The organism is Streptomyces sp. NPDC020192, from assembly GCF_044388685.1.
Taxonomy (GTDB): Bacteria; Actinomycetota; Actinomycetes; order Streptomycetales; family Streptomycetaceae; genus Streptomyces.
Window position 1 is genome coordinate 58,358 of the sequence record NZ_JBIRXG010000017.1, and the last position, 20,790, is coordinate 79,147.

Consider the following 20,790-nt stretch of genomic DNA (forward strand, 5'->3'; position numbering starts at 1 on the left):
TCCCAGTGGCTCGTGTCAGGGAGGGGGAGAGGGGGAGGGGGAGAAGCGGCAGCAAGCCGTGAAAGGTTCGCGTCGCAGGGCGGTGGATTTCAAACGGTTTTCCCGGCGGATCCGCCGCATCCACCGGCTTCCGGCCATCGGGCCACGAGACCTCGGCCGATGCCGACGCCCGCACCGGCAAGCCGGCCGGTGTCGGCGGCCGAGTGACCCCGTTCCGCACAGGTCACCGCGGCGACGCTGTCAGCCAACCCGGTGAAATGCCAGTAATAGTCACATTATCGATCGATGTGTGATGCGACGATGAACGGGTGGAGATCTGCAGTGTGCGGCGATGTGCGGTCGCGGTGACGGCGTTCGGGACTCTCCTGACGACCCTGTCCGGGTGCGGCGGTGACATATCCCGCCCTGCCGACACCGGGGGTGCGCAGGGGCCCCGCCGCCCGGTCGTGCCGGTCCTCCCCGCGACCGACCCGACCCGTATCCCGGGCGTCGGCGACCGTCTGCACCGACGGATCCCCGGCGATTCCGGCCAGGTCGTCGCGGTGTACGGCAGGGGCGAGGATTCTCCCGACTCCACGGTCGTGCTGTACACGAAGGAGGGTCCGGAGTGGCGGCGGGTGGCCCGTTGGGCCGGCCACAATGGCCGGAACGGCTGGACCACGGAGCATCGCTCGGGTGACGAGCGCAGTCCCGTCGGCGTGTTCGGTCTCTCCGACGCGGGCGGCGTGCTCGACGACCCGGGCAGCCTGCTGCCGTACGACCAGGATGAGAACGCCTACGCGCCGACGATCGACACCGAGGCGTACGAGCACGTCTTCGACTACGTCATCGCCATCGACTACAACCGCCTGCCCGGCACGCCTCCGCACGACCCCACGCGCCCCGACGGTCAGGACAAGGGTGGCGGCGTCTGGCTGCACCTCGACCATGGCGACGGCACGGCCGCCTGTGTCAGCGTCCCCGAGGAGGCGATGGAGTTCCTGCTGCGCACGCTCGACCCGGCCCGGCATCCGGTGATGGTGATGGGGGACAGGAAGGAACTGCGCGCCTGAGGCGACGAGGCGTCATTGCGGGGCGGGCCCGACGCCCCGTAGAACACGGGCCATGAGAAGACGGATAGTCATGTCCATGCTCGCCGGAGTCACCCTCCTGGCGAGCGCGCTCTTCGGCACCGGTGCCGCTGCCGCCCAAGCGGCCGACATCCCGGCCGAGTTCGGCACCGACTGGCACGACCCGGTCACCGCGGCACCGCCCGTCGACCGTCCGCACACGAAGTCCTGCCAGGTCACCCTCGCCGACGCGCAGTTCCGTGACTTCACGCCCTATCGCGGGACGTACACCCCGCCCCAGGGCTGCGGCGACCACTGGAGCAAGGTCGTGCTGCGCCTGGACGGCAAGGTGAAGGGCCGTCAGTACGACCGGCTCGGCTATCTGCACGTCGGAGGGGTCGAGATCCTGCGCACCTCCACCCCGGAGCCCTCGCCCGACGGCATCGAGTGGCACGTCGAGAAGGACGTCACCCGCTACAGCGACACCTTCCGCAGTGCGCGGGACGTCGAGATGCTGATCGGCAATGTCGTGGACGACACGTACACCGGCGTCATCGACGTGCATGTGACGCTCACCTTCTACGCCGGCCGTCCCGCCGAGCGCACCCCCGACCGCGTTCTCACGCTCGCCGACACGCCCGACGGCACGACCCTCACCGCCCCGCGCAACAGCGAGCGGATCGTCGCCGAGGTGTACGCGACCGGTTCGGGCGGCGGCTGCGAGGAGTTCTGGTACCTGACCGTGGCCGACCCGGCGTCGTACTCCTGCAAGGCCGACCACGGCCCCTACCGCGAGGTGCAGATCAAGGTCGACGGCCGGCTCGCCGGGATCGCCGCGCCGTTCCCGAACGTCTGGACCGGCGGCTGGTCCGACCCCTTCCTCTGGTACGTGATCCCCGCGCCGGGCGCCTTCGACGTACGCCCCATCCAGTACGACCTCACGCCCTTCGCCGGCCTCCTCGACGACGGCCGGCCGCATCGCGTCGACGTCTCGGTCGTCGGTGTGCCCGCGGGGCAGCCGGGCTGGAGCGCGCCGGTGAACGTACTGGTCTGGCAGGACGCGCACCGCGCCCAGGTCACCGGCGCGCTCACCACGGACGACGCGACGGACATCGCCAACTCCTCCACCTACACGCCGGGTGCGGAGAACCGGGTGAACACCCAGGCCGGACACCGGCTCACCGTCTCCGGATACCTCGACACCTCGCACGGCCGCGTGACCACCACCGTCACCCGCACGCTCGCCGACACCTCCGTGCACCGCTGGACCGACGGCGAGAACACGGACGGCCTGGACGCGACCTGGACCGACGACGAGACGGTCACCGTCGGCGGACACGGCCCCGCGCGGACGACGGACACGCAGCGGACGTACACCATGAACGGCGCGACGACCATCGGCACGGACAACCGGCTGCGCACGGTGCTGACACTGGGCGACCGCGCGTCCGTGACGGAGCGACAGGACGGCCGGCGCACCGCGTGGTCCCGGCTCGACGACACCTACAGCGGCGACGCGGCGTACACGATCAACGTCCCACGTGACCAGCGGCACGCGGTGGGCACATCGAGCGAGCGTTACCGGCTGTACGGCTCCGACGGCTGCTACGACCGTGCACTGGCCACGGCTCAGGGGGTGCTGACGGAGGATCGCCGGCGTTGTTGAGCGCGGCGAGGTCGGACGGGCCACGCGTGGCGTGATTTACACGGCTGTGACACGGGCGTCTCCGAAGGGATCAACGGCACCTCCAGAGTGATCGACACGGAAGACGCTTTCCGTATCGCAGAAGTCCCGCTCGGCTTCCGCGAGTCGACGTCCCCTAGGAGTGCCCGTGCCGCAGTCCGTACCGTCCCTGCCGCGACGCGTCGCACGCATACTGCGTACCTCCCTCTTCGCGCAGGTCGCCTGCGCACTCGTGCTCGGCATCGTCGTCGGGAGGCTGTGGCCCGAGTCGGCCACGGCCTTCCAGCCGCTCGGCGACGGTTTCGTGCGCCTGATCAAGGCGGTGATCTCACCGCTGGTGTTCTGTGTGGTCGTCGTCGGCATCGCCAAGGCCGGCGATCTCAAGGCCTTCGGGCGGATCGGGCTCAAGGCCCTGATTTGGTTCGAGGTCGCCTCCACCGCCGCGCTGCTCCTCGGCCTGACCGCCGCCAACCTCGTCGGCCCTGGCACCGGGATGCACGTCGACGCCTCCAGGCTCGACGCCTCGGCGCTCGACAAGCAGACGCAGGGCGGCGCGCTGCCGTCCACCACCGAGTTCGTCCTGGGTGCCCTGCCGAACAGCTTCGTCGGCGCCTTCGCCGACAACGCGCTCCTCCAGGTGCTCGTCCTGGCCTGCCTGGTGGGCGCCGCGCTGCTCCACCTCGGCCATACCAAGGTCCCGCGGATCCTGCCGGCCGTCGAGCAGGCGCAGGAGGTCGTCTTCGCGGTCGTGGGCTTCGTCATGCGGCTGGCCCCGCTCGCCGTGTTCGGCGCGATGGTCCACCTGGTCGGCCAGTACGGCCTCGGTGTGATCAAGACCTACGGCAAGCTGATCGTCCTGTGCTACGCCGTCGCCGCCCTGTTCCTGGTGCTGCTCGCGGTCGCGCTGCGGCTGGTCAGCGGGCTGAGCCTGTGGAAGTTCGTGCGCTACACCCGCGAGGAGATGCTGCTCGCCCTCGGCACGGCCTCCAGCGAGACCGTGATGCCGCGCATGATGCAGAAGCTGCGGCAGGCCGGGTGCCGGGACGACGCCGTGGGCCTGGTGCTGCCCACCGGCTACTCCTTCAACCTCGACGGCGCCTCGATCTACCTGTCCATCGGCACCCTCTTCATCGCGCAGGCGGTGGGCGTCGATCTCAGCCTCGGTCAGCAGATCACGGTCGTCCTCGTGCTCATGCTGACCAGCAAGGGCATGGCGGGCGTGCCCGGTTCCGCCTTCCTCGCGCTGTCCGCGACCGCGACCTCGCTGGGCGTCGTCCCCGCCGGAGCGGTCGCCCTGCTGCTCGGCGTCGACCGGATCATGGACTCCATGCGGGTCACCACCAACCTGCTCGGCAACTGCGTCGCCGTCTTCGCGGTCTCCCGCTGGGAGGGCGCGCTGGACACCGTCCGGGCGAAGAAGGTGCTGGACGGGGAGATCGCCTTCGTGCCGGAGGCGGAGCGGGAGAGCCGGGAGGCCGAGTCCGGGGTGCCGGTACGGCCGACCGTGAAGGAACCCGCTTCCGAGGCCGGGTGACACCGCGTCCGTCCGCTTCCCGCGGCCCCCTCCGCCCGTCCGGTGGAGCGGGGCCGCTGGGCTGTCAGCGGTGCGTGCCGGCGGGGCGGGGCGGTACGGTCGTCAGCGGAGCTTGCCGGTAAGGGCGGAGTGGTTCGGCCCTGGGCGGCGCTTGCCGATGGAGCGGGCGAGCGCGTGCGGCCGTCACCGGCGTGCCCCGGTGATGCGGATCGGCGTGGTCGGCGGCGCTCTGTGCCGGTGGAGGCAGGCGCCGCGGTCAGCAGCTCTTCGTCGTCGCCCCGTCGATCAGTGTGTCCAGCAGGACGCCCAGGACCTCGCGCTCCTTCTCGGTCAGCGGGGCGAGTATCTCCTCGGCCGCCGACCGGCGGGCGCCGCGCAGCTCGCGCAGGGCCGCGCGCCCCTCGTCGGTCAGCTCGATCCGGGTCACCCGCCGGTTCGCCGGATCCGCCGCCCGCCGCACCTTCCCACTCGCCTCCAGCCCGTCGACCAGCGTCGTCACCGCACGCGGCACCACCTCCAGGCGCTCGGCCAGGTCGGCCATACGCGGGGGAGAGGGGTAGTGCGCGAGGGTGCGCAGCAGGCGGGACTGGGCCGGGGTGACGCCCAGGTCGCGCTGTTCCAGATGGCGCTTCTGGATGCGGTGCACCCGGCGGGTGAACCGCAGCAACTGCTCGGCGAGCAGGCCGTCGGAGTCTGGGGTGCTCATGCGGGAACAATATCAGGATGCAGTTCATTGTGAGTATAGGTAACAATGAGCTACGATCCGTTCGTCATCGTCGGCCGATCCCTGGCCGGCGCCCGTTCACCTCCGTAGGAGCCCATGCATCCCGACCGTGAAACGTCCTGGACCCCGCCTGCCGACGCCAAGGAACAGCCCCGGCAGGTGCGCCGCATCCTGAAGCTCTTCCGTCCCTATCGCGGGCGGCTCGCGATCGTCGGCCTGCTGGTCGGCGCCTCCTCGCTGGTCTCGGTGGCCACGCCGTTCCTGCTGAAGGAGACCCTCGACGTCGCGATCCCCCAGGGCCGCACCGGCCTGCTGAGCCTGCTCGCGCTCGGCATGATCCTCAGCGCGGTCCTCTCCAGCGTCTTCGGCGTGCTGCAGACGCTGATCTCGACCACCGTCGGCCAGCGCGTCATGCACGACCTGCGCACCGCCGTCTACGGCCGGCTGCAGCGCATGTCCCTCGCCTTCTTCACGCGCACGCGTACCGGTGAGGTGCAGTCCCGCATAGCCAACGACATCGGTGGTATGCAGGCCACCGTCACCTCCACGGCCACCTCCCTGGTCTCCAACGTCACCAGCGTGGTCGCGACCATCGTCGCGATGATCGCCCTCGACTGGCGGCTCACGATCGTCTCGCTGCTCCTGCTGCCGGTGTTCGTGTGGATCAGCCGCCGCGTGGGCAACGAACGCAAGAAGATCACCACGCAGCGGCAGAAGCAGATGGCCGCGATGGCCGCCACGGTCACCGAGTCGCTCTCGGTCAGCGGCATCCTGCTCGGCCGCACCATGGGCCGCTCGGACTCGCTGACCGCGTCCTTCGCCGAGGAGTCGGAGCGCCTGGTCGACCTCGAGGTGCGGTCGAACATGGCGGGGCGCTGGCGCATGGCTGTGATCACGATCGTCATGGCCGCGATGCCCGCCGTCATCTACTGGACCGCGGGCCTGGCCCTGCAGTTCGGCGGTCCCAAGGTCTCGCTCGGGACCATCGTCGCCTTCGTCTCGCTCCAGCAGGGCCTGTTCCGCCCGGCCGTGAGCCTGCTCGCGACCGGCGTCCAGATCCAGACCTCCCTCGCGCTCTTCCAGCGCATCTTCGAGTACCTCGACCTGCCGATCGACATCACCGAGCGCGAGCGGCCCGTCCATCTCGACCTGGTCAAGGGCGAAGTCCGGCTGGAGGACGTCGAGTTCCGATACGACAACGACGACCGGGCCCGTCCCGTCATCGACGGCATCGACGTCACCGTGCCCGCGGGCGGCAGCCTCGCCGTCGTCGGCCCGACCGGCGCCGGCAAGTCCACCCTCGGCTATCTGGTGCCCCGGCTCTACGACGTCACCGGCGGCCGCGTCACCCTGGACGGCGTCGACGTCCGTGACCTCGACTTCGACACCCTCGCCCGCGCGGTCGGCGTCGTCTCGCAGGAGACGTACCTCTTCCACGCCACCGTCGCCGACAACCTGCGCTTCGCCAAGCCGGACGCCACCGACGAGGAACTGCACGCGGCGGCCAGGGCGGCGCAGATACACGACCACATAGCCGCGCTGCCCGACGGTTACGACACGGTCGTCGGCGAACGCGGACACCGTTTCTCCGGCGGTGAGAAGCAGCGCCTGGCGATAGCCCGCACCATCCTGCGCGATCCGCCGGTCCTCATCCTCGACGAGGCGACCAGCGCGCTCGACACCCGTACGGAAGCCGCGGTCCAGGAAGCCATCGACGCTCTGTCCGCCGACCGTACGACGATCACCATCGCCCACCGTCTGTCCACGATCCGCGGCGCCGACCAGATCGTGGTCCTGGACTCCGGCCGCGTCGCCGAACGGGGCACGCACGAGGAACTGCTGGAGCGAGACGGGCGGTACGCGGCCCTGGTGCGCCGGGACGCGCAACTGGAGCCGACAAGCTGAAAATATGCCGGAATTGGGGGGTTGTGCGTATGGGTGTTCCCGCATGCAGACGAACATCCCGCCACGGAGCACGATTCGACTGACACGCCGGGGCGGACTCGTCCTCGTCGTGGCCGGTACCGCCGTGGCGGTGCCGCTGCTGACGCTGGACAGCGGCCCCGAGGAGACCCGGCCCGCCACGCTGGTCATCCCCGAGGACTGGTGCGTGAGCCAGGTGTACGACGCCATCGACAAGGCCCTCGAACTGCCCCCGGGCAGCACCCGCAAGTCCCTGGGCACAGCGGGCCTGAAGCTGCCGAGCGGCGCCGAGGGCAACCCGGAGGGCTGTCTCTTCCCGGCGACGTACCCCCTGCGGATGGAAGCGACGCCCGAGTCCCTGCTGCGCTCCATGGTCGCCACCGCCGACAGCAGGTTCGGCGCGGTGCCGCCGGCCGCCGGGGCGCAGCGCGACGCGATGAACGTCTACCAGGCCGTCACCATCGCCGGCATCGTCCAGGCCGAGGCCGCGACCAAGGCGGACATGGGAAAGGTCGCCCGGGCCGTCTTCAACCGGCTGGAGCGCGGGATGCCGCTGCAGATGGACTCCACCGTCAACTACGCCCTGCACCGCAACACCGTCCGCACGAGCCAGGACGACACCCGCATCGAGAGCCCGTACAACTCCTGTCAGCGCATGGGCCTGCCGCCGACGCCGATCGGCAACCCCGGCGAGGCGGCGATGCGTGCCGCGCTCAACCCGACGCCGGGCGACTGGCTGTACGTCGTCACGGTCAAGCCGGGCGACACCCGCTTCTCCGCCGACTACGCGACGCACATGCGCAACGTGGCGGCGTTCAACGCCCTCCACCAGGGCGCCGGCCAGGGGCCGTCCACGGTGTCGGCGCAGCCCTCGGCCCACTGAGCCGTCCGCCGGGCCGGCAGGGCGTCACGCGGCGACCGGCTGCTCCTCGGCCAGCAGCCGCCTGATGTCCCGGACGGCCGCGCGTCCGGCCCGGTTGGCGCCGATGGTGCTGGCGGAGGGGCCGTAGCCGACGAGATGGACGCGTGGATCGGCGACGGCCCGGGTGCCCTCGACCCGGATCCCGCCGCCCGGCTCACGCAGCCGCAGCGGGGTGAGATGGTCCAGTGCGGGCCGGAACCCGGTGGCCCACAGGATCACGTCGGCGTCGACACGGCGTCCGTCGTTCCACTCCACGCCGTCCGGGATGATCCGGTCGAACATCGGCTGCCGGTCCAGGGTCCCGTCCGCAAGGCCCTGCCGGATGGCGTCGTTGAGGGGTAGTCCGGTGACCGAGACCACACTGCGCGGCGGCAGCCCCTGGCGCACCCGCTCCTCGACCAGCGCGACCGCCGTACGGCCCGCCTCCTGGTCGAACGGCCCCTCGCGGAACACCGGAGGCCGCCGGGTGACCCAGGTGGTCGCGGCGGCGTACGGGGCGAGTTCCAGCAGATGCTGGGTGCCCGAGGCGCCGCCGCCCACGACCACGACCCGCTTCCCGGCGAACTCCTCGGGACCGGCGTACCGCGCGGTGTGCAACTGCCGCCCCCGGAACGTCTCCTGGCCGGGATAGCGCGGCCAGAACGGCCGGTCCCAGGTGCCGGTCGCGTTGATCAGCGCCCGTGTGGACCACGTGCCGGCCGAGGTCTCCACGGTCAGCCGGCCGCCGTCCCCCTCCCTGACGGCCCGCACGTCGACGGGCCGCCGTACCCGCAGGTCGAAGGCGCGCTCGTACCGGTCGAAGTACTCAGCGATGACCTCCGCCGACGGCCGCGTGGGATCGGCGTCCGTCAGCTCCATGCCGGGCAGCGCATGCATTCCGTGCACCTTGCCGTACGTCAGCGAGGGCCACCGGAACTGCCAGGCGCCGCCCGGCGCGGGGGAGTGGTCGAGCACCACGAAGTCACGGTCCGGCTCGAAACCGGTGCGCCGCAGATGGTAGGCGCTGGACAGCCCGGCCTGACCAGCGCCGATGACGACTACCTCGACCTCGCGTGATTCGTTCACGCTTCTACTAACCGGGGGGTGGGCCTGGATCTTCCCGGATGCCCAGGGGCCGTCCTCGGCCTGGCTCAGCCCTTGGCCGGTGTGGTCGACGGGGGAAGGCCGGCGTTGAAGCGGGTGTCCACGAAGTCCCCGAAACTCACCTTCTGCGGGATCAGCTTCAACTCGGTGAAGACGTCGGCGATCTGCTGCTCGGAGGCGACGAGCGGCTTGTCGACGGCGACCGCGACCCGGGTGGAGTTGGTCCGCTGCACCGAGTCCAGGGCCACGTCGTACGGCAGGCCGGTGTCCTTGGCCCACACCTTGGCCCACTCCTCCTGATGGCCGTAGACCCAGGCCGTCGCCCGCCGCAGCCGGGCCAGGTAGTCCTTGATGACGGCGGCCTTCTTCGGGTCCTTCAGCGCGGAGGGCGCGGCCACCTGGAAGGTGAGCCCGTTGGTGATGCCCTCGCCGGTGGTCAGTACACGGCCCTGCCTGGTGCGCAGGATCTGGGAGGTGTACGGGTCCCAGACCGCCCAGGCGTCGACCTTGCCGGAGGTGAACGCGGCGAGCGCGTCGGCCGGCTGGAGGTACTTGACCTTGACGTCGGCCAGGCTGAGCCCGACCGCCTTGAGCGAGGCGATCAGCTCGTAGTGCGCGGACGAACCCTGCGCCACGGCGATCGACCTGCCCTTGAGCCGGCCCGGCGCGGTCAGTTTGGAATCGTTGGGCACGAGGATCGCGTCGCCCTTGGAGGTGCCGTGCCAGGCCGCCACGACCGAGATCTTCGAGCCGGCACCGGCCGCGAAGACGGGCGGGGTGTTGCCGACGCCGCCGATGTCGACGGCCTGCGCGTTGACCGCCTCCAGCAGTGGCGGGCCGGAGGTGAAGGTGGACCACTTGATCTTGTAGTCCAGGTTCTTCAGCTCGCCGGCGGCGCGCAGGATGGCCTCCGAACCGCCCTTCTGGTCACCGACGTTCAGTGTGACGGAGCCCTTTCCGTCGGTGTCGCTGCCGGTGCTCGCGGACGAGTTCCCGCCGCAGGCGGTGAGCAGGAGCGCGAAGGGGAGGAGAACTGCGGCGGGGACGAGTCGTCGTCGCATGACGGTTCCGTTCATGAGCGGGAGATTCGAGGGCGGGGATGTCGAGGGAGGGGGAGTGCGGGGATTTCGAGGGGAGGTCAGGCGGCTTCGGCAGCGGTGTTGACGCCGAGCCGTTCCAGCAGGCCGGCGCGGAGTGCGGCGAAGCGGGGGTCGGTGATCTCGCGCGGCCGGACGAGGTCGATGCGCTGCTCGTGGGCGATCCGGCCGCCGTCCATCACCAGGACGCGGTCGGCGAGCAGGACGGCCTCCTCGACGTCGTGCGTGACCAGCAGCACCGCGCAGCCGCGGCGCTGCCACAACTCCCCGACCAGCCGCTGGGCCTTGATCCGGGTGAGCGCGTCGAGGGCGCCGAACGGCTCGTCGAGCAGCAGCAGATCGGGTTCGCGCACCAGGGCGCGGGCGAGGGAGGCGCGCTGTGCCTCGCCGCCGGAGAGGGTCCTCGGCCAGGCGCCGACACGGTGGCCGAGGCCGACCTCGTCCAACGCCCGTTCGGCGAGGGCTCGTTCGGGCTTGCCGGGCAGACCGAGCAGGATGTTGCGCCACACCTTCTTCCAGGGCATGAGCCGGGGCGCCTGGAAGGCCACGGCCCGGCGGCGCGGGACCAGCGCGGTGCCCTCGATGTCCCGGTCGAGGCCGGCGAGGATGCGCAGCAGCGTCGACTTGCCGCAGCCGCTGCGGCCGAGCAGGGCGACGAACTCGCCCGGCGCGATGTCGAGGCGCAGATCGTCGATGACCGTACGGCCGTCGAAGGAGCGGGTCAGCCCCTCGACATGCACGGCCGAGGACACAGTGGGCCGCGTGGATCCTGAGGACCGCGTGGAGCCCGTGGGGCTCACCGGCCGGTGAACGTCGGTCGCCATTGCAGCAGCAGCCTTTCGAGGGAGCGGACGATGAAGTCGGCGAGCAGGCCGAGGAAGGCGTAGACGATCAGGCAGACCACGATCACGTCGGTCCGCAGGAAGTCCCGCGCCTGCACCATCAGGAAGCCGATGCCGGCGTCGGCGTTGACCTGCTCGGCGAAGACCAGCGCGAGCCAGGCGATGCCGAGCGAGTAGCGCAGCCCGGTCAGCGCGCCGGGGAGCGCGCCCGGAAGTACGACGTGCCGTACCAGCCCCCACCGGGACAGGCCCAACGACTCGCCGGCCTCGATGAGTTGGGTATCGACGCCGCGGATGCCGGCGTACACGTTGAGATAGAGCGGGAAGGTCACGCCGAGCGTGATGATGGCGATCTTCGGGGCCTCGCCGATGCCGAACCAGATGATGAACAGCGGGATGAGACCGACGAACGGCACCGTGCGCAGCATCTGCACCGGCGCGTCCACCAGGTCCTCACCGATCCGGAACAGCCCGGAGACCAGGGCGAGTCCGGTGCCGGTCAGGGTCCCGAAGAGCAGCCCGAGTGCGACGCGCTGGAGGGAGGTCCCCATGGCCGACGGCAGCGCGCCGTCGCTGATCAGATCCCGGCCGACCTGCGCAATCCGTCCCGGCGAGGCCAGCACGTCGGCCGTCAGCACACCGGTGGCGCTGAGGAGTTGCCACAGGGCGAGCAGCAGGATCGGGCCCGCGGTACGGCGCAGCCAGCGCGGGATGCGGAGGGAGCGGGAGGAGGCGGGGACGACGGGCTGGAGGTCGAGGGCGGCGTGGTCCGAGTGTCCCGTTCCGGGATCCTCGGACTTGGATATACCCGAAATGTCGGGTTCGGGAGAGTTGGGTGGGGCATGGCTGATGCTCATGGATGCTCCGGGAGGGGAGGGGTGAGCGGGTGGGGGTGAACGCGGGGAGGGAGGAGCGGGGAGGGGGCGGACGGCGAATGGCGGACCATCGCCGCGTCAGCCCCGTCTCAGTGACTGGTCACGGATGTCCGAGACCGGCCGGTTACGGGCGTACGAGAGCGACGGCGGAGCGTGCCGGAAGGAGGAAAGGTGAAGCGGAAAAGGGCGTCAGCAGCCGCGGCGACACGCGGCGGAGGCCACCCACAGCAGGTCGATGTGACCGCGCGTGGTGAGCAGGGCTGAACGCAACATGCGGCAGAACGTAGTCAGATGGGCGGTCCACGGTCAATGGTGTCTCGCCTTGTGGACCTCGGATATCGGCAGGCGGTCGCGCCATCGAGGGGGGAGCCCGGCGTATGGGTCAGGATGGGGGCATGCCTGATGCCTTCACCACCCGTACGCTGCACGTCTCCACCGGTTCCCGGGAGCGGGTCGTCGATCTCACCGCCGACTGCGACGACTTCCTGCGCGAGGCGGCGGCCGGCCGCGACGGGCTGCTCAACATCTTCGTCCCGCACGCCACCGCCGGGATCGCCGTCATCGAGACGGGCGCCGGCAGCGACGACGACCTCCTCGCCACCCTGCACACCCTGCTCCCCGCCGACGACCGCTGGCAGCACCGCCACGGCAGCCCCGGCCACGGCCGCGACCACGTCCTGCCGGCCGTCGTCCCGCCGCACGCGACCCTGCCCGTCATCGGCGGACGCCTGGAACTGGGCACCTGGCAGTCCGTCTGCCTGGTGGACACCAACAAGGACAATCCCGACCGCAAGGTCCGGCTGAGCTTCCTCGCCTGATGCACGTGCCGGAACCGTAGCGTCGAATTCCCGTCGCACCCAATGCCCCTTGGTCCCTGCGGGATTAGTCCGTGACCGCATGTTCCCTGGCGCGGTCGGGCGGCGGGATTTGAGCCCGCGACCGCTTGCTGATTTTGCCGGTCATAGATGGGCCCCGGGTGGTCTCGCCTGACCTGGAGGGGGTTCGGGGGCGGGTGGGCTTCCAGATGGCTCCGAACGGATGGAGCCTCAGTCTCGTGCCGGGAGGGGGATCGACGCGGATCGTGTCGGGGCGGCGACCGCTATGACGACGGCAGTCGCCAAAGCGGCAAGGGCGGGCGCGCCGGTGTGGTGGCGCAGGCTGCGAAGCTGCCTCGGGGCGCATCAACATCGCGGGTGTCTCCGCGCACCGGATCCCGTACCTGGCGTGAGGGATCGCCGCCGTCCCTGAGACGCCCCCATGACTTCCGGGGGTGTCGGGCGGCACAGCAGGGCGGCAGGGGAGGGGCGGGCGCCGAACCGGGGGGTGAAGGCGATGCCGGCCGCGTACTCGGTGGGCAGGCACTGACCCTTGGTAGTGGGCGCCGCCGGTCGCACCGACCGGGCGACTTCACATCCTGTCGCCCGGACTCTGCTTTCAGCAGGTCGAAGGCCGGTCTCTCATCCGTGAGAGAGAGGCTTTCCGCGCGTCCGGGGCTGCTGCAGCCTGGCCGCGAGCTCCCCCGGCAGGACGTCACGGTTTGCCGGAGTGACCTGGATGATCTCGATGCCGGTGCGCCGCTTCAGGGCGTCGGTGAACGGATCGCGGTGCGCGTGGACCGTGGCGACGACGTCGACCTCGGCGACGAACAGCGCGTCGACCGCGTGCCGGAACGCCGTGCACGCCAGTTCCATCCGCCCCAGCTCGTCGATGAGCACCAGCCGCCCTGTTGCCTCCTCGGTTGCTGCCGGCCGAAGCGACGGCAGCGCCAGTCGTTCCATGACGCCCAGGTCGACGCCGTATTTCCCTACCCGTGGCGGACCGGGCAGGTCGACATGGGCGAGCACTTCCCGTCGTCCTGCCAGGGTCTCCAGGGCGAAACCGACGCGGGCGCCGGATTGCCTGATCTCCTCCGTGGTGAAGCCGGTGACCGCGTGGGTGGGCAGTAGCGCGGCCAGCCGACGCAGGGCGGTCGTCTTGCCCGCGCCAGGGCGGCCCTCGAGCAGGATCCTTGTCGGCACACTGCCATCTTCACCCCCGCTTCCGGAGGTGGCCCGTGGGCTCGGCCGAGCGAGGGTTTTGGGGTGCAGACCGGTGCCGGAACCGCCGTTGCGGGTATGGCGCCGCGCATGAGCGGAATTGAACTCAGCAGCACCGCGTTCGACGACAAAACGGTGATCCCCCGTCGGTACAGCGGGGAGGGTGAGAACATCTCACCGCCTCTGACCTGGTCGGGGGTGCCTCACGAGGCCACGGAGCTGGTGCTCCTGTGCGAGGACCCGGACGCGCCGGGGACGACCTTCCTGCACTGGCTGGTGACCGGCATCGATCCGGGGACCACCGGGGCGGCGGAGGGCCAGAAGCCCCAGGGGGGTCTGCCGTGGCCCAACGGCTTCGGCCGCGTGGGCTGGGGAGGGCCGATGCCTCCACCGGGGCATGGGCCGCACCGCTACTTCTTCCGCCTGTACGCCCTGTCCGAGCCGCTGCCGCTGCACGACCACCCGGGCGTCGAGGACGTGCACCGTGCCCTGAAGGGCAGGGAGCTGGCCTCCGGCACCCTGGTCGGGATCTATCAGCGCTGAGCGCGTCACCGCTGGTCGTAGCCGTAGGCGCCGTACAGCTCGACGTGCTCCTGCACGCCCTGCCCGATCGGCTGGACGAGCGGGCCACCGGTGCGGAGCTGATCCGCGAGCGGCTCAGGCACTCGCGGGAAGGCCGCGCAGTACAGGGCACGGGTCGGCATCCCGAGGGGCCCGGCCCGTCGCCGAGTACGACCTCGGCATTGCCGACGCCCTGCCCGGCCGGCCGCAGGCGGGCCTCGTCGACCGGGTCGAGCCGGCGTTCGACGCTGACGACGCACGCGGCCAAGCGGGCCGGCAGCGCGGTCTGCCAGCCGTATCCGGTCCCGATCTCCAGGACCTGTTCGTCTCCGGTGAGGCCGGGGGGCACGCCCACGGTGTGGGCCGCGCGGACCAGGTCCTCGGGGGTCCCTTCATGGGCCATTGAGCGGGGTGCGGTTTCGGCCAGGTGCAGCCCGGGCAGTCGAAGCCCTTGGTCTGGTTGAGGTTGATATCACTGTCATCGCCGTACGGCGGACCGTTGTCTGCTCCAGGGAGCGCCGCAGCGGGTTGACCACCGCTGGCACGCCTGCCGCCCAGGTCTTGGGCGGGGTGACCGAAACGTCACTCGGGGCGGTCGGGCGCAAGGGGCGACCCGTGATACGGGAGGCGCAGCGCGTCGGCGTCAGGACGGGGTCCCCGGGTCGGCGTACCGCAACAGGGCGCCCACGCCCTCGTACAGCCTCAGCTCGCTCTCCGGCACGACCACCAGCTCGGCACCGGTGCCGACGAGGGCCCGGACGAGGGCCTCGTCGGCGCGTTCCTCGCGCGGGGCCGGCACGCCGAAGGACATCAGCTCCGCCTCGGTCAGGGCGAGCTGAGTGGGCTGGGAGCCCGCCCAGAGCCGCAGCGCAGACCCTGGCGGCCGGTTCAGCAGCAGTGCCGCGACCTGGCCGCGCTGGAGGGCGGCGACGGTGGCGGCCAGCCCCTCCGTCACGGGTCCGTCCAGAGCACGCCGGCCGATGAAGATGTCCACGAGTTCCCGGTCGTGCGCGGCCATGCGGCCGCGGAAGACGCCGTCGAGCTGCGACTCCAACAGGGCGCGTCCTGTGTCGGTGGGGGTCCGGCCGCCCACGCGTACGACCTTGTCCCGCAGGGTGTGCGGCAGGCGGCGGATCAGTACGTTGCACGCCCACTCGTCCCCGCCCACGACGACGGCGTCGGCATGGGCGCGCCGCGCCCGTTCGTCCAGCCGGTGACCGAGCCGGAGGGAGGTGCGGTGCCAGGTCGCCACCGCGACCCTGCAGTGCAGCCGCTCACCCGGGGTGACGGTGGACGCGGGCCAGGTGCCGGTCTCCGCCTCCAGAGTCACCCAGCCGTGGGTCTCCGCGGTCGGAAGGCCGCCGTAGCGGACGACTACGGCCATGTAGGGGATCTCCGGAAGGTGCTGGGTGACCAGGGGCATCGCGTCCGGCAGGGTGCTGTAGCGCGCGGAGTCGTGCTCGGGCGGCCTGGGCAGCTCCCCGTCCAGGACGAGCGCGCCGTGGGCGGCGAAGATGGCCTGACCGTGCACCCCCGGCACCTCTGTGTCGGCGCCGACCGCCTCCTCCAGTGCGTTCAGCAGCGCCCGGTCCGAGCCCTGACGGGACAGACTCTCGCGCAGCCGCTGCCAGCGCAGCGCGATCGCCCGGTCGGGATGCTCGACGTTTCGGGAGGTGTCCAGGTACACGGAGGCGAACGGGCCAGGCTCCGCGTAGAGGGGTTCAAGGAACGACAACCTCATCGCCACTCCTCGTCGATGGTCTCCCTTCCTTCGATGATGCGCGCTCCGGGGGCGATGGAGCTCGACGATCGCAAAACGGTGCGGAACGCGGGGCGGTCAGCAGCCGGCCCATCATGAGCATGGTGGCGGCGGCCAGGCCGTCCAGCACCGCCAATCCGCGGGCCGGGACGGCAGGCCGCTGATCAACTGGGCTCCGTAGCCGGATGGACGCCGTGGTGTGTCCCATCACGCCTACTCCCGCGTTCCCGCAGGACCACAAACCGGATCCGAGGGAACGCCGGATCGACATCGACGGCGTCGATTAGCCGTACCTCGACCAGCTCGTCTGGGCCGGTGTGGCCACGATGCCAGGCCTGCCCGCCACCGCTGTACCAGCGGGCCGGTCCCTCGAGGGCCGGCCGTCGGCTGTTGGCTGAAGCGGGTGGAACGGCGTGGGCGACTGGGAATCCGGGGAAGATCCTTCTACCGTGGTCCGCGCCTGTCCCGGTGCCGCTGGACGACGTGAAGGGGGCTTGGTGGAAGCCGAGTTGGGGACGCTCGCCGCTCAGGGGGCCACGGCTCTGGTCGGGCTCGTGGTCGCGGACGCCTGGCTGAAGATGAAGCACGGGAGCCGGCGGATCACCCGCTGGTTCTCCCGGCGCGGGGCGGAAGGCGAACTGGACGCCGTCCGCGAGGAGTTGGAGTCGGCCCGGCAGCAGGGTGACGAGCGGAGCGCAGCCGACCGGGTCGCCGCCGATCTGGAGCGGCGCCTGGTCCGGATCTTCGAGGACGACCCCGAGGCGGCGGAGGAACTGCGCCCGCTGCTCGCCGAGGTGCTGCCGGGAACGTCGTACGACATCGCCTTCGACGTCCCCGGGGCCGCACCGGCGGCGCCTGGCGCCCAGCCCGACCATCTCCCCGTCCTGACCGGCACGTTCAGCAACCGGATCGCCGAACTCGACCGGATGGACGCGCTGTGCGGCGGGCCCGACCGGGTCGGCCTCGCGGTGCTCGCCGGGCTCCCCGGCGTCGGCAAGACCGCGATCGCCTGCCGCTGGGCGGACAAGGAACGCGCCCGCTTCCCCGACGGCCTCTTCTACGTCGACTACGCCGCCCTGCGTGACGAGTCCGCCGTGGGCGCCGCCATGGGGCACGCCGTGACCTCACAGGCCCTCGCCTCGATCCTGCGGGCGCTGCTGGGCAGCGACGCCGACATCTCCGAGAAGTTCGACGAGCTGAGGCGGCAGTACGAGACCCACTCCCGTGACCGGCGGATGCTCGTCCTCATCGACAACGTCACCATGGCCTCCCAGGCGCGCGCACTGATTCCCACGGGCCGCGGCAGCACCGTCATGGTCACCAGCCGGCACAAGCTCGGCGAACTCGTCGCCCAGGACGGCGCCGAACTCATCGCCCTGAAACCCCTCGACGCCGAGGGCGGCCTGACGCTGCTGACCGATCACTGCGGAGCGGAGACCGTCGCGGCCGAAACCGCCGCGGCCGAGCGCCTCGTGGACCTGTGCGGCGGACTGCCCGTGGCGCTGCGCATCGTGGCGACCCGGCTGACCACCGGTGACGCCCCGAGCCTGACGTACCTGGCCGAGGAGCTGGAGGACGAGGCCGAACGGCTGGAGGGTATCTCCCTGCCTGGCTCCCTGCCCGGCGACACGTACTCGCTGTCAGCCGTCCTCGGCCCGTCCTACCGGCTGCTGCCGCCCGGACCGGCCCGGTTGTTCCGGCTGCTGGGCTGGCTGCCCGCCGGACTCTTCGACGAGTCGGTCGCGGCGGCCGCGGCGGGCGTCGACCGGCGTACGGCCCGGCGGCTGCTGCGCGAACTGGCCGCCGCGAGCCTGCTGGAGACCGACCGCGACGGGCGGTACCGCGTCCACGACCTCGTCCGCCTCTACGCCCGCGAGCGCGCCGTGGCGGAGGAGCGGCCCACTGAGGAGACCGCGCTCATCGAGCGGGTCACCACGCACTACCTCGTCCTCGCGGCCCTCGCCGACCGGGCACAGCGCAGGGACCGACTGCGCGTCGCCGACCTGACCGAGCTGCTGGAGCGGGCCACCGATCCCTTCTCCGCGCCCGCCGGTCCCGCCCCGCTGACCTGGCTCGACGCCGAGTGCCCGGCGATTCTCGCCGTCCTGCGCGCCGCCGTACGCCACCGTCTGTACGCCCTGGCCTGGCCGCTGGCCGAGGCGTTCACCGTGCTGTTCCTGCACCACCGCTACCTCGGCGCCTGGAAGGAGTCCCTGAGCCTCGGCGTCGAGGCCGCCGCCGCGCTCACCGCCGACCCGGCCACCCCCGCAGGCACCGCCGAGCAGGCCCTGGCCGGGGAGGCCCGGCTGCGCAGCCTGCTCTCCCGCCCGCTCACGGACCTCGGCGAACACGACCGCGCCGGTGCCGAACTGGAGCGGGCCGTCGCCCTCGCCGAGCCCACCGACCGGTTGCTGCTGCGCGCCTCCGTCCAGGAGTTCCACGGCCGCCACCTCGAACGCGACGACCCCGCCCGGGCCGTGGCGGCGTACCGCTACTGTCTCGACCTCAACCGGCGAGCCCAGGACCGGCGGGGCGAGGCGCTAGCCCTGCTCTTCCTCGGCTCGGCCCTGGACGCCCAGGGCGATCACGAGCAGGCCCTCATCCTGCTCGGCCGGGCGCGCGCGGACCTGCTGGGCCTCCCCGAGCCCGACGAGCGCATGGCGGCCCGCGCCCTCCTCGCCCTCGGCCGCGCCCGCGCCCACCGCGATGAGTTCGACGAGGCCTTCCGCGACCTGGAAACGGCGGCCGACACCCTGAGGGAGCGGCGTGCGTACAGCTACGAGGCCGACGCGCGCGAGGCCCTCGCCGACCTCGCGGAGCGGACCGGCCGCCACCTGGACCGGGTGCGCGCGTGGCTGACCCGCGCCCTCGAGATCCACGAGGCGAACGGCAACCGGCGCGCGGACGACCTGCGCCGGCGGCTGGACGACGACCTCAGCTGACGCCGGAAGACGCGGGGCGCGGGCGCAGGACGACATCCTCGTCCCGCACCCCGGCGATGCGCAGCGTCAGCAGCGCATCGCCGCTCGGTGGCCGGCCCTGCCTGAGCAGGGCGTAGACGACGGCCGCCGCGAGCCCGGATGCCACCGCCCGTCCGGTCACCGCCGCCTCGAACACCCGGCCGTCGCGCAGCCCGACCAGATGGCGGCCGTCCCGCACCGCGCACGCCGCCAGCAGACTGCCGGGCAGCCGCGCCAGGGTGTCCCGGATCCAGCGCAGCGCTTCGGCCGAGGAGCCGACGGGGTCGGTCCGTTCGATCGCCGAGGCGCTCTCCAGCAGCCGGCGGTCGCGCTCCGCGTCGGAGCAGGCGAGATGGGCGAAGCGGCCCGGCGACGCGTCGGGGCCCTCCTCCTCGGCCTCCGGCCCGCCGTGCGCGTACGCCCGCGCCTGTGCCGGATACCGCCGCACCGACACGACCGGCCCGGCCGCCTCCTCACTCACCTCGGTGACGACCAGCCAGGAGGTGACGGGCGCGGCGGCCTGTTCCGGGACGGGCAGCAGCAGGTCCGGCGGGGGCGCGGAGCCCGGCTCCGGCAGGTCCAGCAGGTCGTAGAGGGCCGTACGGAGCCGCGCCAGGGCCTGCCCCGGTTCGGCGAAGGCCCGCCGCGCGACCGCTGCGTACCGTTCCGGGGTGTGGTCGCGTACGACGTCCTCGACCTGTGCCGCCAGATCCCCGCCCGGATCCAGGCGCGGGGCCGCCGCGGCCAGCTCGTCCGCCGCCGTGTCCGGCACCGCGTCGGGGCCGAACGCGCCGAGCAGCACCGGCTTGCCGAGGGCGGCACCGTAGAGGGTCACCGAGCCGTGGTCGCCGATCACGACGTCCGCCGCGACGAGCGCCGGGCGCCAGGCGTGCACCGGCGGCATCAGCAGCAGGCCCGCGTCGAGCGCCGACGCCTGGAGCGTGTGGATCCGCCAGTCGCCGTGTGCGGAGCGGACGTTGGGGTGGACGACGGCCGCCACCCGGTAGCGGTCGTGGGGGAGCGCGCCCAGGAGCCGGACCGCCAGATCGGGGTGCCGGCCGAGCAGGGAGGTGGCTCCCCAGGTGGAGCTGATCACGACGAGCCGCTGACCCTCCGCGATACCGAGGGCCTTCCGGTACGCGTCCTCGTGCATACGTCCGGTGAGCAGCTCGTCGTAGCAGGGGTCGCCCAGCAGCAGGGTGCGCCCCGCGGTCTTGGGATGGGCGGCGAGGAGTTGCCGCTCCTGCTCCGGGTGCGACACGGCGAGCCAGGCGCGGCCGGACTCCAGCAGCGCGTCGGGAACCAGGCCGGACAGCCGGTCGTGCGCCCCGCGCGCGTCCGGCACGCGTTTCTGGAAGCCCACGCCGTGCGGCAGCACCAGGACCGGGCACTCGCCCTCCGGTAGGTCCACGTTCTCGCTGGCCGTGAGGATCAGATCGGCGCCGATGTCCGCCAGCTGCTCCCAGGGCATGACCCGGCATCCGGATGTCCGGAGAAGGTCCAGCACCCCGTCGGCGAACGCGGAGGTGGGGTCGTGCGCGAAGACAACGCTCACCCGGGGGTCGTCACGGAGCAGGGCGGGCAGTGACTCGAGGACCCGCACGGTGGAGGTGACGGTACGGGCGGCGACGACGAGCGTCCGCTCGGCGGGGAACGTACGCCAGCGGTGGGCGTCGGGGCCTACCGGGACGCGAAGGAAACCGCCGCTCACCGGAACCCCCGGGAACCGGTCAGCCGGTTC

Annotated in this window: 17 protein-coding genes and 2 pseudogenes; 9 read left to right on the top strand and 10 right to left on the bottom strand. The window is 71.8% G+C overall.

Translation table 11 applies throughout. The features are described 5' to 3' along the window. The first annotated feature begins 308 nt into the window (after nt 1-308). From ACH47Z_RS29480 to ACH47Z_RS29490, 3 genes are all read left to right on the top strand, one after another. The gene (locus ACH47Z_RS29480; RefSeq protein WP_399078943.1) at nt 309-1,052 is read left to right on the top strand and encodes a hypothetical protein; all 744 of its coding nucleotides are present in this window, start codon (nt 309-311) and stop codon (nt 1,050-1,052) included. Nucleotides 1,053-1,104: 52 nt separating this feature from the next. Further along, entirely contained in the window at nt 1,105-2,715 is a 1,611-nt protein-coding gene (locus tag ACH47Z_RS29485; protein WP_399078945.1) for a peptide-N4-asparagine amidase, read from the top strand. Nucleotides 2,716-2,881: 166 nt separating this feature from the next. Then, complete coding sequence (locus ACH47Z_RS29490) at nt 2,882-4,267, top strand: cation:dicarboxylate symporter family transporter (RefSeq protein WP_399078949.1); 1,386 nt, start codon at nt 2,882-2,884, stop codon at nt 4,265-4,267. Nucleotides 4,268-4,523: 256 nt separating this feature from the next. On the opposite strand, the gene ACH47Z_RS29495 is transcribed toward ACH47Z_RS29490, so the two are convergent. Then, a complete protein-coding gene (locus ACH47Z_RS29495; RefSeq protein WP_399078951.1) occupies nt 4,524-4,973 on the bottom strand; it encodes a MarR family winged helix-turn-helix transcriptional regulator in 450 nt (149 codons plus the stop codon). A gap of 114 nt (nt 4,974-5,087) precedes the next feature. On the opposite strand from ACH47Z_RS29495, the gene ACH47Z_RS29500 reads away from it, so the two are divergent. Both ACH47Z_RS29500 and mltG read left to right on the top strand, forming a co-directional pair. Beyond that, nucleotides 5,088-6,896, top strand: coding sequence for an ABC transporter ATP-binding protein (locus tag ACH47Z_RS29500; protein ID WP_399078953.1), 1,809 nt, complete (start codon nt 5,088-5,090; stop codon nt 6,894-6,896). 43 nt (nt 6,897-6,939) lie between these two features. After that, nucleotides 6,940-7,797 (top strand): endolytic transglycosylase MltG, encoded by an 858-nt coding sequence (mltG, locus tag ACH47Z_RS29505; RefSeq protein WP_399078955.1) that lies wholly within the window; start codon nt 6,940-6,942, stop codon nt 7,795-7,797. Between the two features lie 24 nt (nt 7,798-7,821). Here mltG and ACH47Z_RS29510 read toward each other — a convergent pair whose 3' ends face one another. The 4 genes from ACH47Z_RS29510 to ACH47Z_RS29525 form a co-directional block, all read right to left on the bottom strand. Beyond that, nucleotides 7,822-8,901 (bottom strand): NAD(P)-binding domain-containing protein, encoded by a 1,080-nt coding sequence (locus ACH47Z_RS29510; RefSeq protein ID WP_399078957.1) that lies wholly within the window; start codon nt 8,899-8,901, stop codon nt 7,822-7,824. Between the two features lie 65 nt (nt 8,902-8,966). Next, the gene (locus ACH47Z_RS29515) at nt 8,967-9,980 is read right to left on the bottom strand and encodes an aliphatic sulfonate ABC transporter substrate-binding protein (protein ID WP_399079213.1); all 1,014 of its coding nucleotides are present in this window, start codon (nt 9,978-9,980) and stop codon (nt 8,967-8,969) included. Between the two features lie 77 nt (nt 9,981-10,057). Further along, nucleotides 10,058-10,840 (bottom strand): ABC transporter ATP-binding protein, encoded by a 783-nt coding sequence (locus ACH47Z_RS29520; RefSeq protein ID WP_399078959.1) that lies wholly within the window; start codon nt 10,838-10,840, stop codon nt 10,058-10,060. Then, nucleotides 10,813-11,715, bottom strand: a complete 903-nt coding sequence (locus ACH47Z_RS29525) for an ABC transporter permease (protein WP_399078962.1) — start codon at nt 11,713-11,715, stop codon at nt 10,813-10,815. Before ACH47Z_RS29525 ends, ACH47Z_RS29520 begins: the two co-directional genes overlap by 28 nt. Before the next feature lie 413 nt (nt 11,716-12,128). Here ACH47Z_RS29525 and ACH47Z_RS29530 point away from each other — a divergent pair, with 413 nt between their 5' ends. After that, the gene (locus ACH47Z_RS29530) at nt 12,129-12,551 is read left to right on the top strand and encodes a YjbQ family protein (protein ID WP_399078964.1); all 423 of its coding nucleotides are present in this window, start codon (nt 12,129-12,131) and stop codon (nt 12,549-12,551) included. Between the two features lie 639 nt (nt 12,552-13,190). Here ACH47Z_RS29530 and ACH47Z_RS29535 read toward each other — a convergent pair. Continuing rightward, nucleotides 13,191-13,751: a nucleoside-triphosphatase gene (locus tag ACH47Z_RS29535; protein ID WP_399078966.1), complete on the bottom strand. Its 561-nt coding sequence runs from the start codon at nt 13,749-13,751 to the stop codon at nt 13,191-13,193. Between the two features lie 108 nt (nt 13,752-13,859). On the opposite strand from ACH47Z_RS29535, the gene ACH47Z_RS29540 reads away from it, so the two are divergent. Beyond that, a complete protein-coding gene (locus ACH47Z_RS29540) occupies nt 13,860-14,312 on the top strand; it encodes a YbhB/YbcL family Raf kinase inhibitor-like protein (RefSeq protein WP_399078968.1) in 453 nt (150 codons plus the stop codon). A 5-nt stretch (nt 14,313-14,317) separates the two neighbouring features. On the opposite strand, the gene ACH47Z_RS29545 is transcribed toward ACH47Z_RS29540, so the two are convergent. From ACH47Z_RS29545 to ACH47Z_RS29555, 3 genes and pseudogenes are all read right to left on the bottom strand, one after another. Then, on the bottom strand, nt 14,318-14,434 hold the full coding sequence (locus ACH47Z_RS29545; RefSeq protein ID WP_399078970.1) for a hypothetical protein: 117 nt from the start codon (nt 14,432-14,434) through the stop codon (nt 14,318-14,320). Nucleotides 14,435-14,547: 113 nt separating this feature from the next. After that, a pseudogene (locus tag ACH47Z_RS29550) lies at nt 14,548-14,733 on the bottom strand (protein-L-isoaspartate(D-aspartate) O-methyltransferase); the annotation flags it as partial. Nucleotides 14,734-14,973: 240 nt separating this feature from the next. After that, a complete protein-coding gene (locus tag ACH47Z_RS29555; RefSeq protein WP_399078972.1) occupies nt 14,974-16,071 on the bottom strand; it encodes a hypothetical protein in 1,098 nt (365 codons plus the stop codon). A gap of 191 nt (nt 16,072-16,262) precedes the next feature. On the opposite strand from ACH47Z_RS29555, the pseudogene ACH47Z_RS29560 reads away from it, so the two are divergent. Together ACH47Z_RS29560 and ACH47Z_RS29565 are read left to right on the top strand one after the other, a co-directional pair. Continuing rightward, a pseudogene (locus ACH47Z_RS29560) lies at nt 16,263-16,481 on the top strand (amidase); the annotation flags it as partial. 105 nt (nt 16,482-16,586) lie between these two features. Continuing rightward, nucleotides 16,587-19,031 carry an NB-ARC domain-containing protein gene (locus ACH47Z_RS29565; RefSeq protein ID WP_399078974.1) on the top strand — a complete coding sequence of 815 codons (2,445 nt, stop codon included), beginning with the start codon at nt 16,587-16,589 and terminating at the stop codon, nt 19,029-19,031. Here ACH47Z_RS29565 and ACH47Z_RS29570 read toward each other — a convergent pair. Then, nucleotides 19,024-20,760: a hypothetical protein gene (locus ACH47Z_RS29570; protein WP_399079216.1), complete on the bottom strand. Its 1,737-nt coding sequence runs from the start codon at nt 20,758-20,760 to the stop codon at nt 19,024-19,026. The genes ACH47Z_RS29565 and ACH47Z_RS29570 overlap by 8 nt on opposite strands. Between the last annotated feature and the right edge of the window lie 30 nt (nt 20,761-20,790).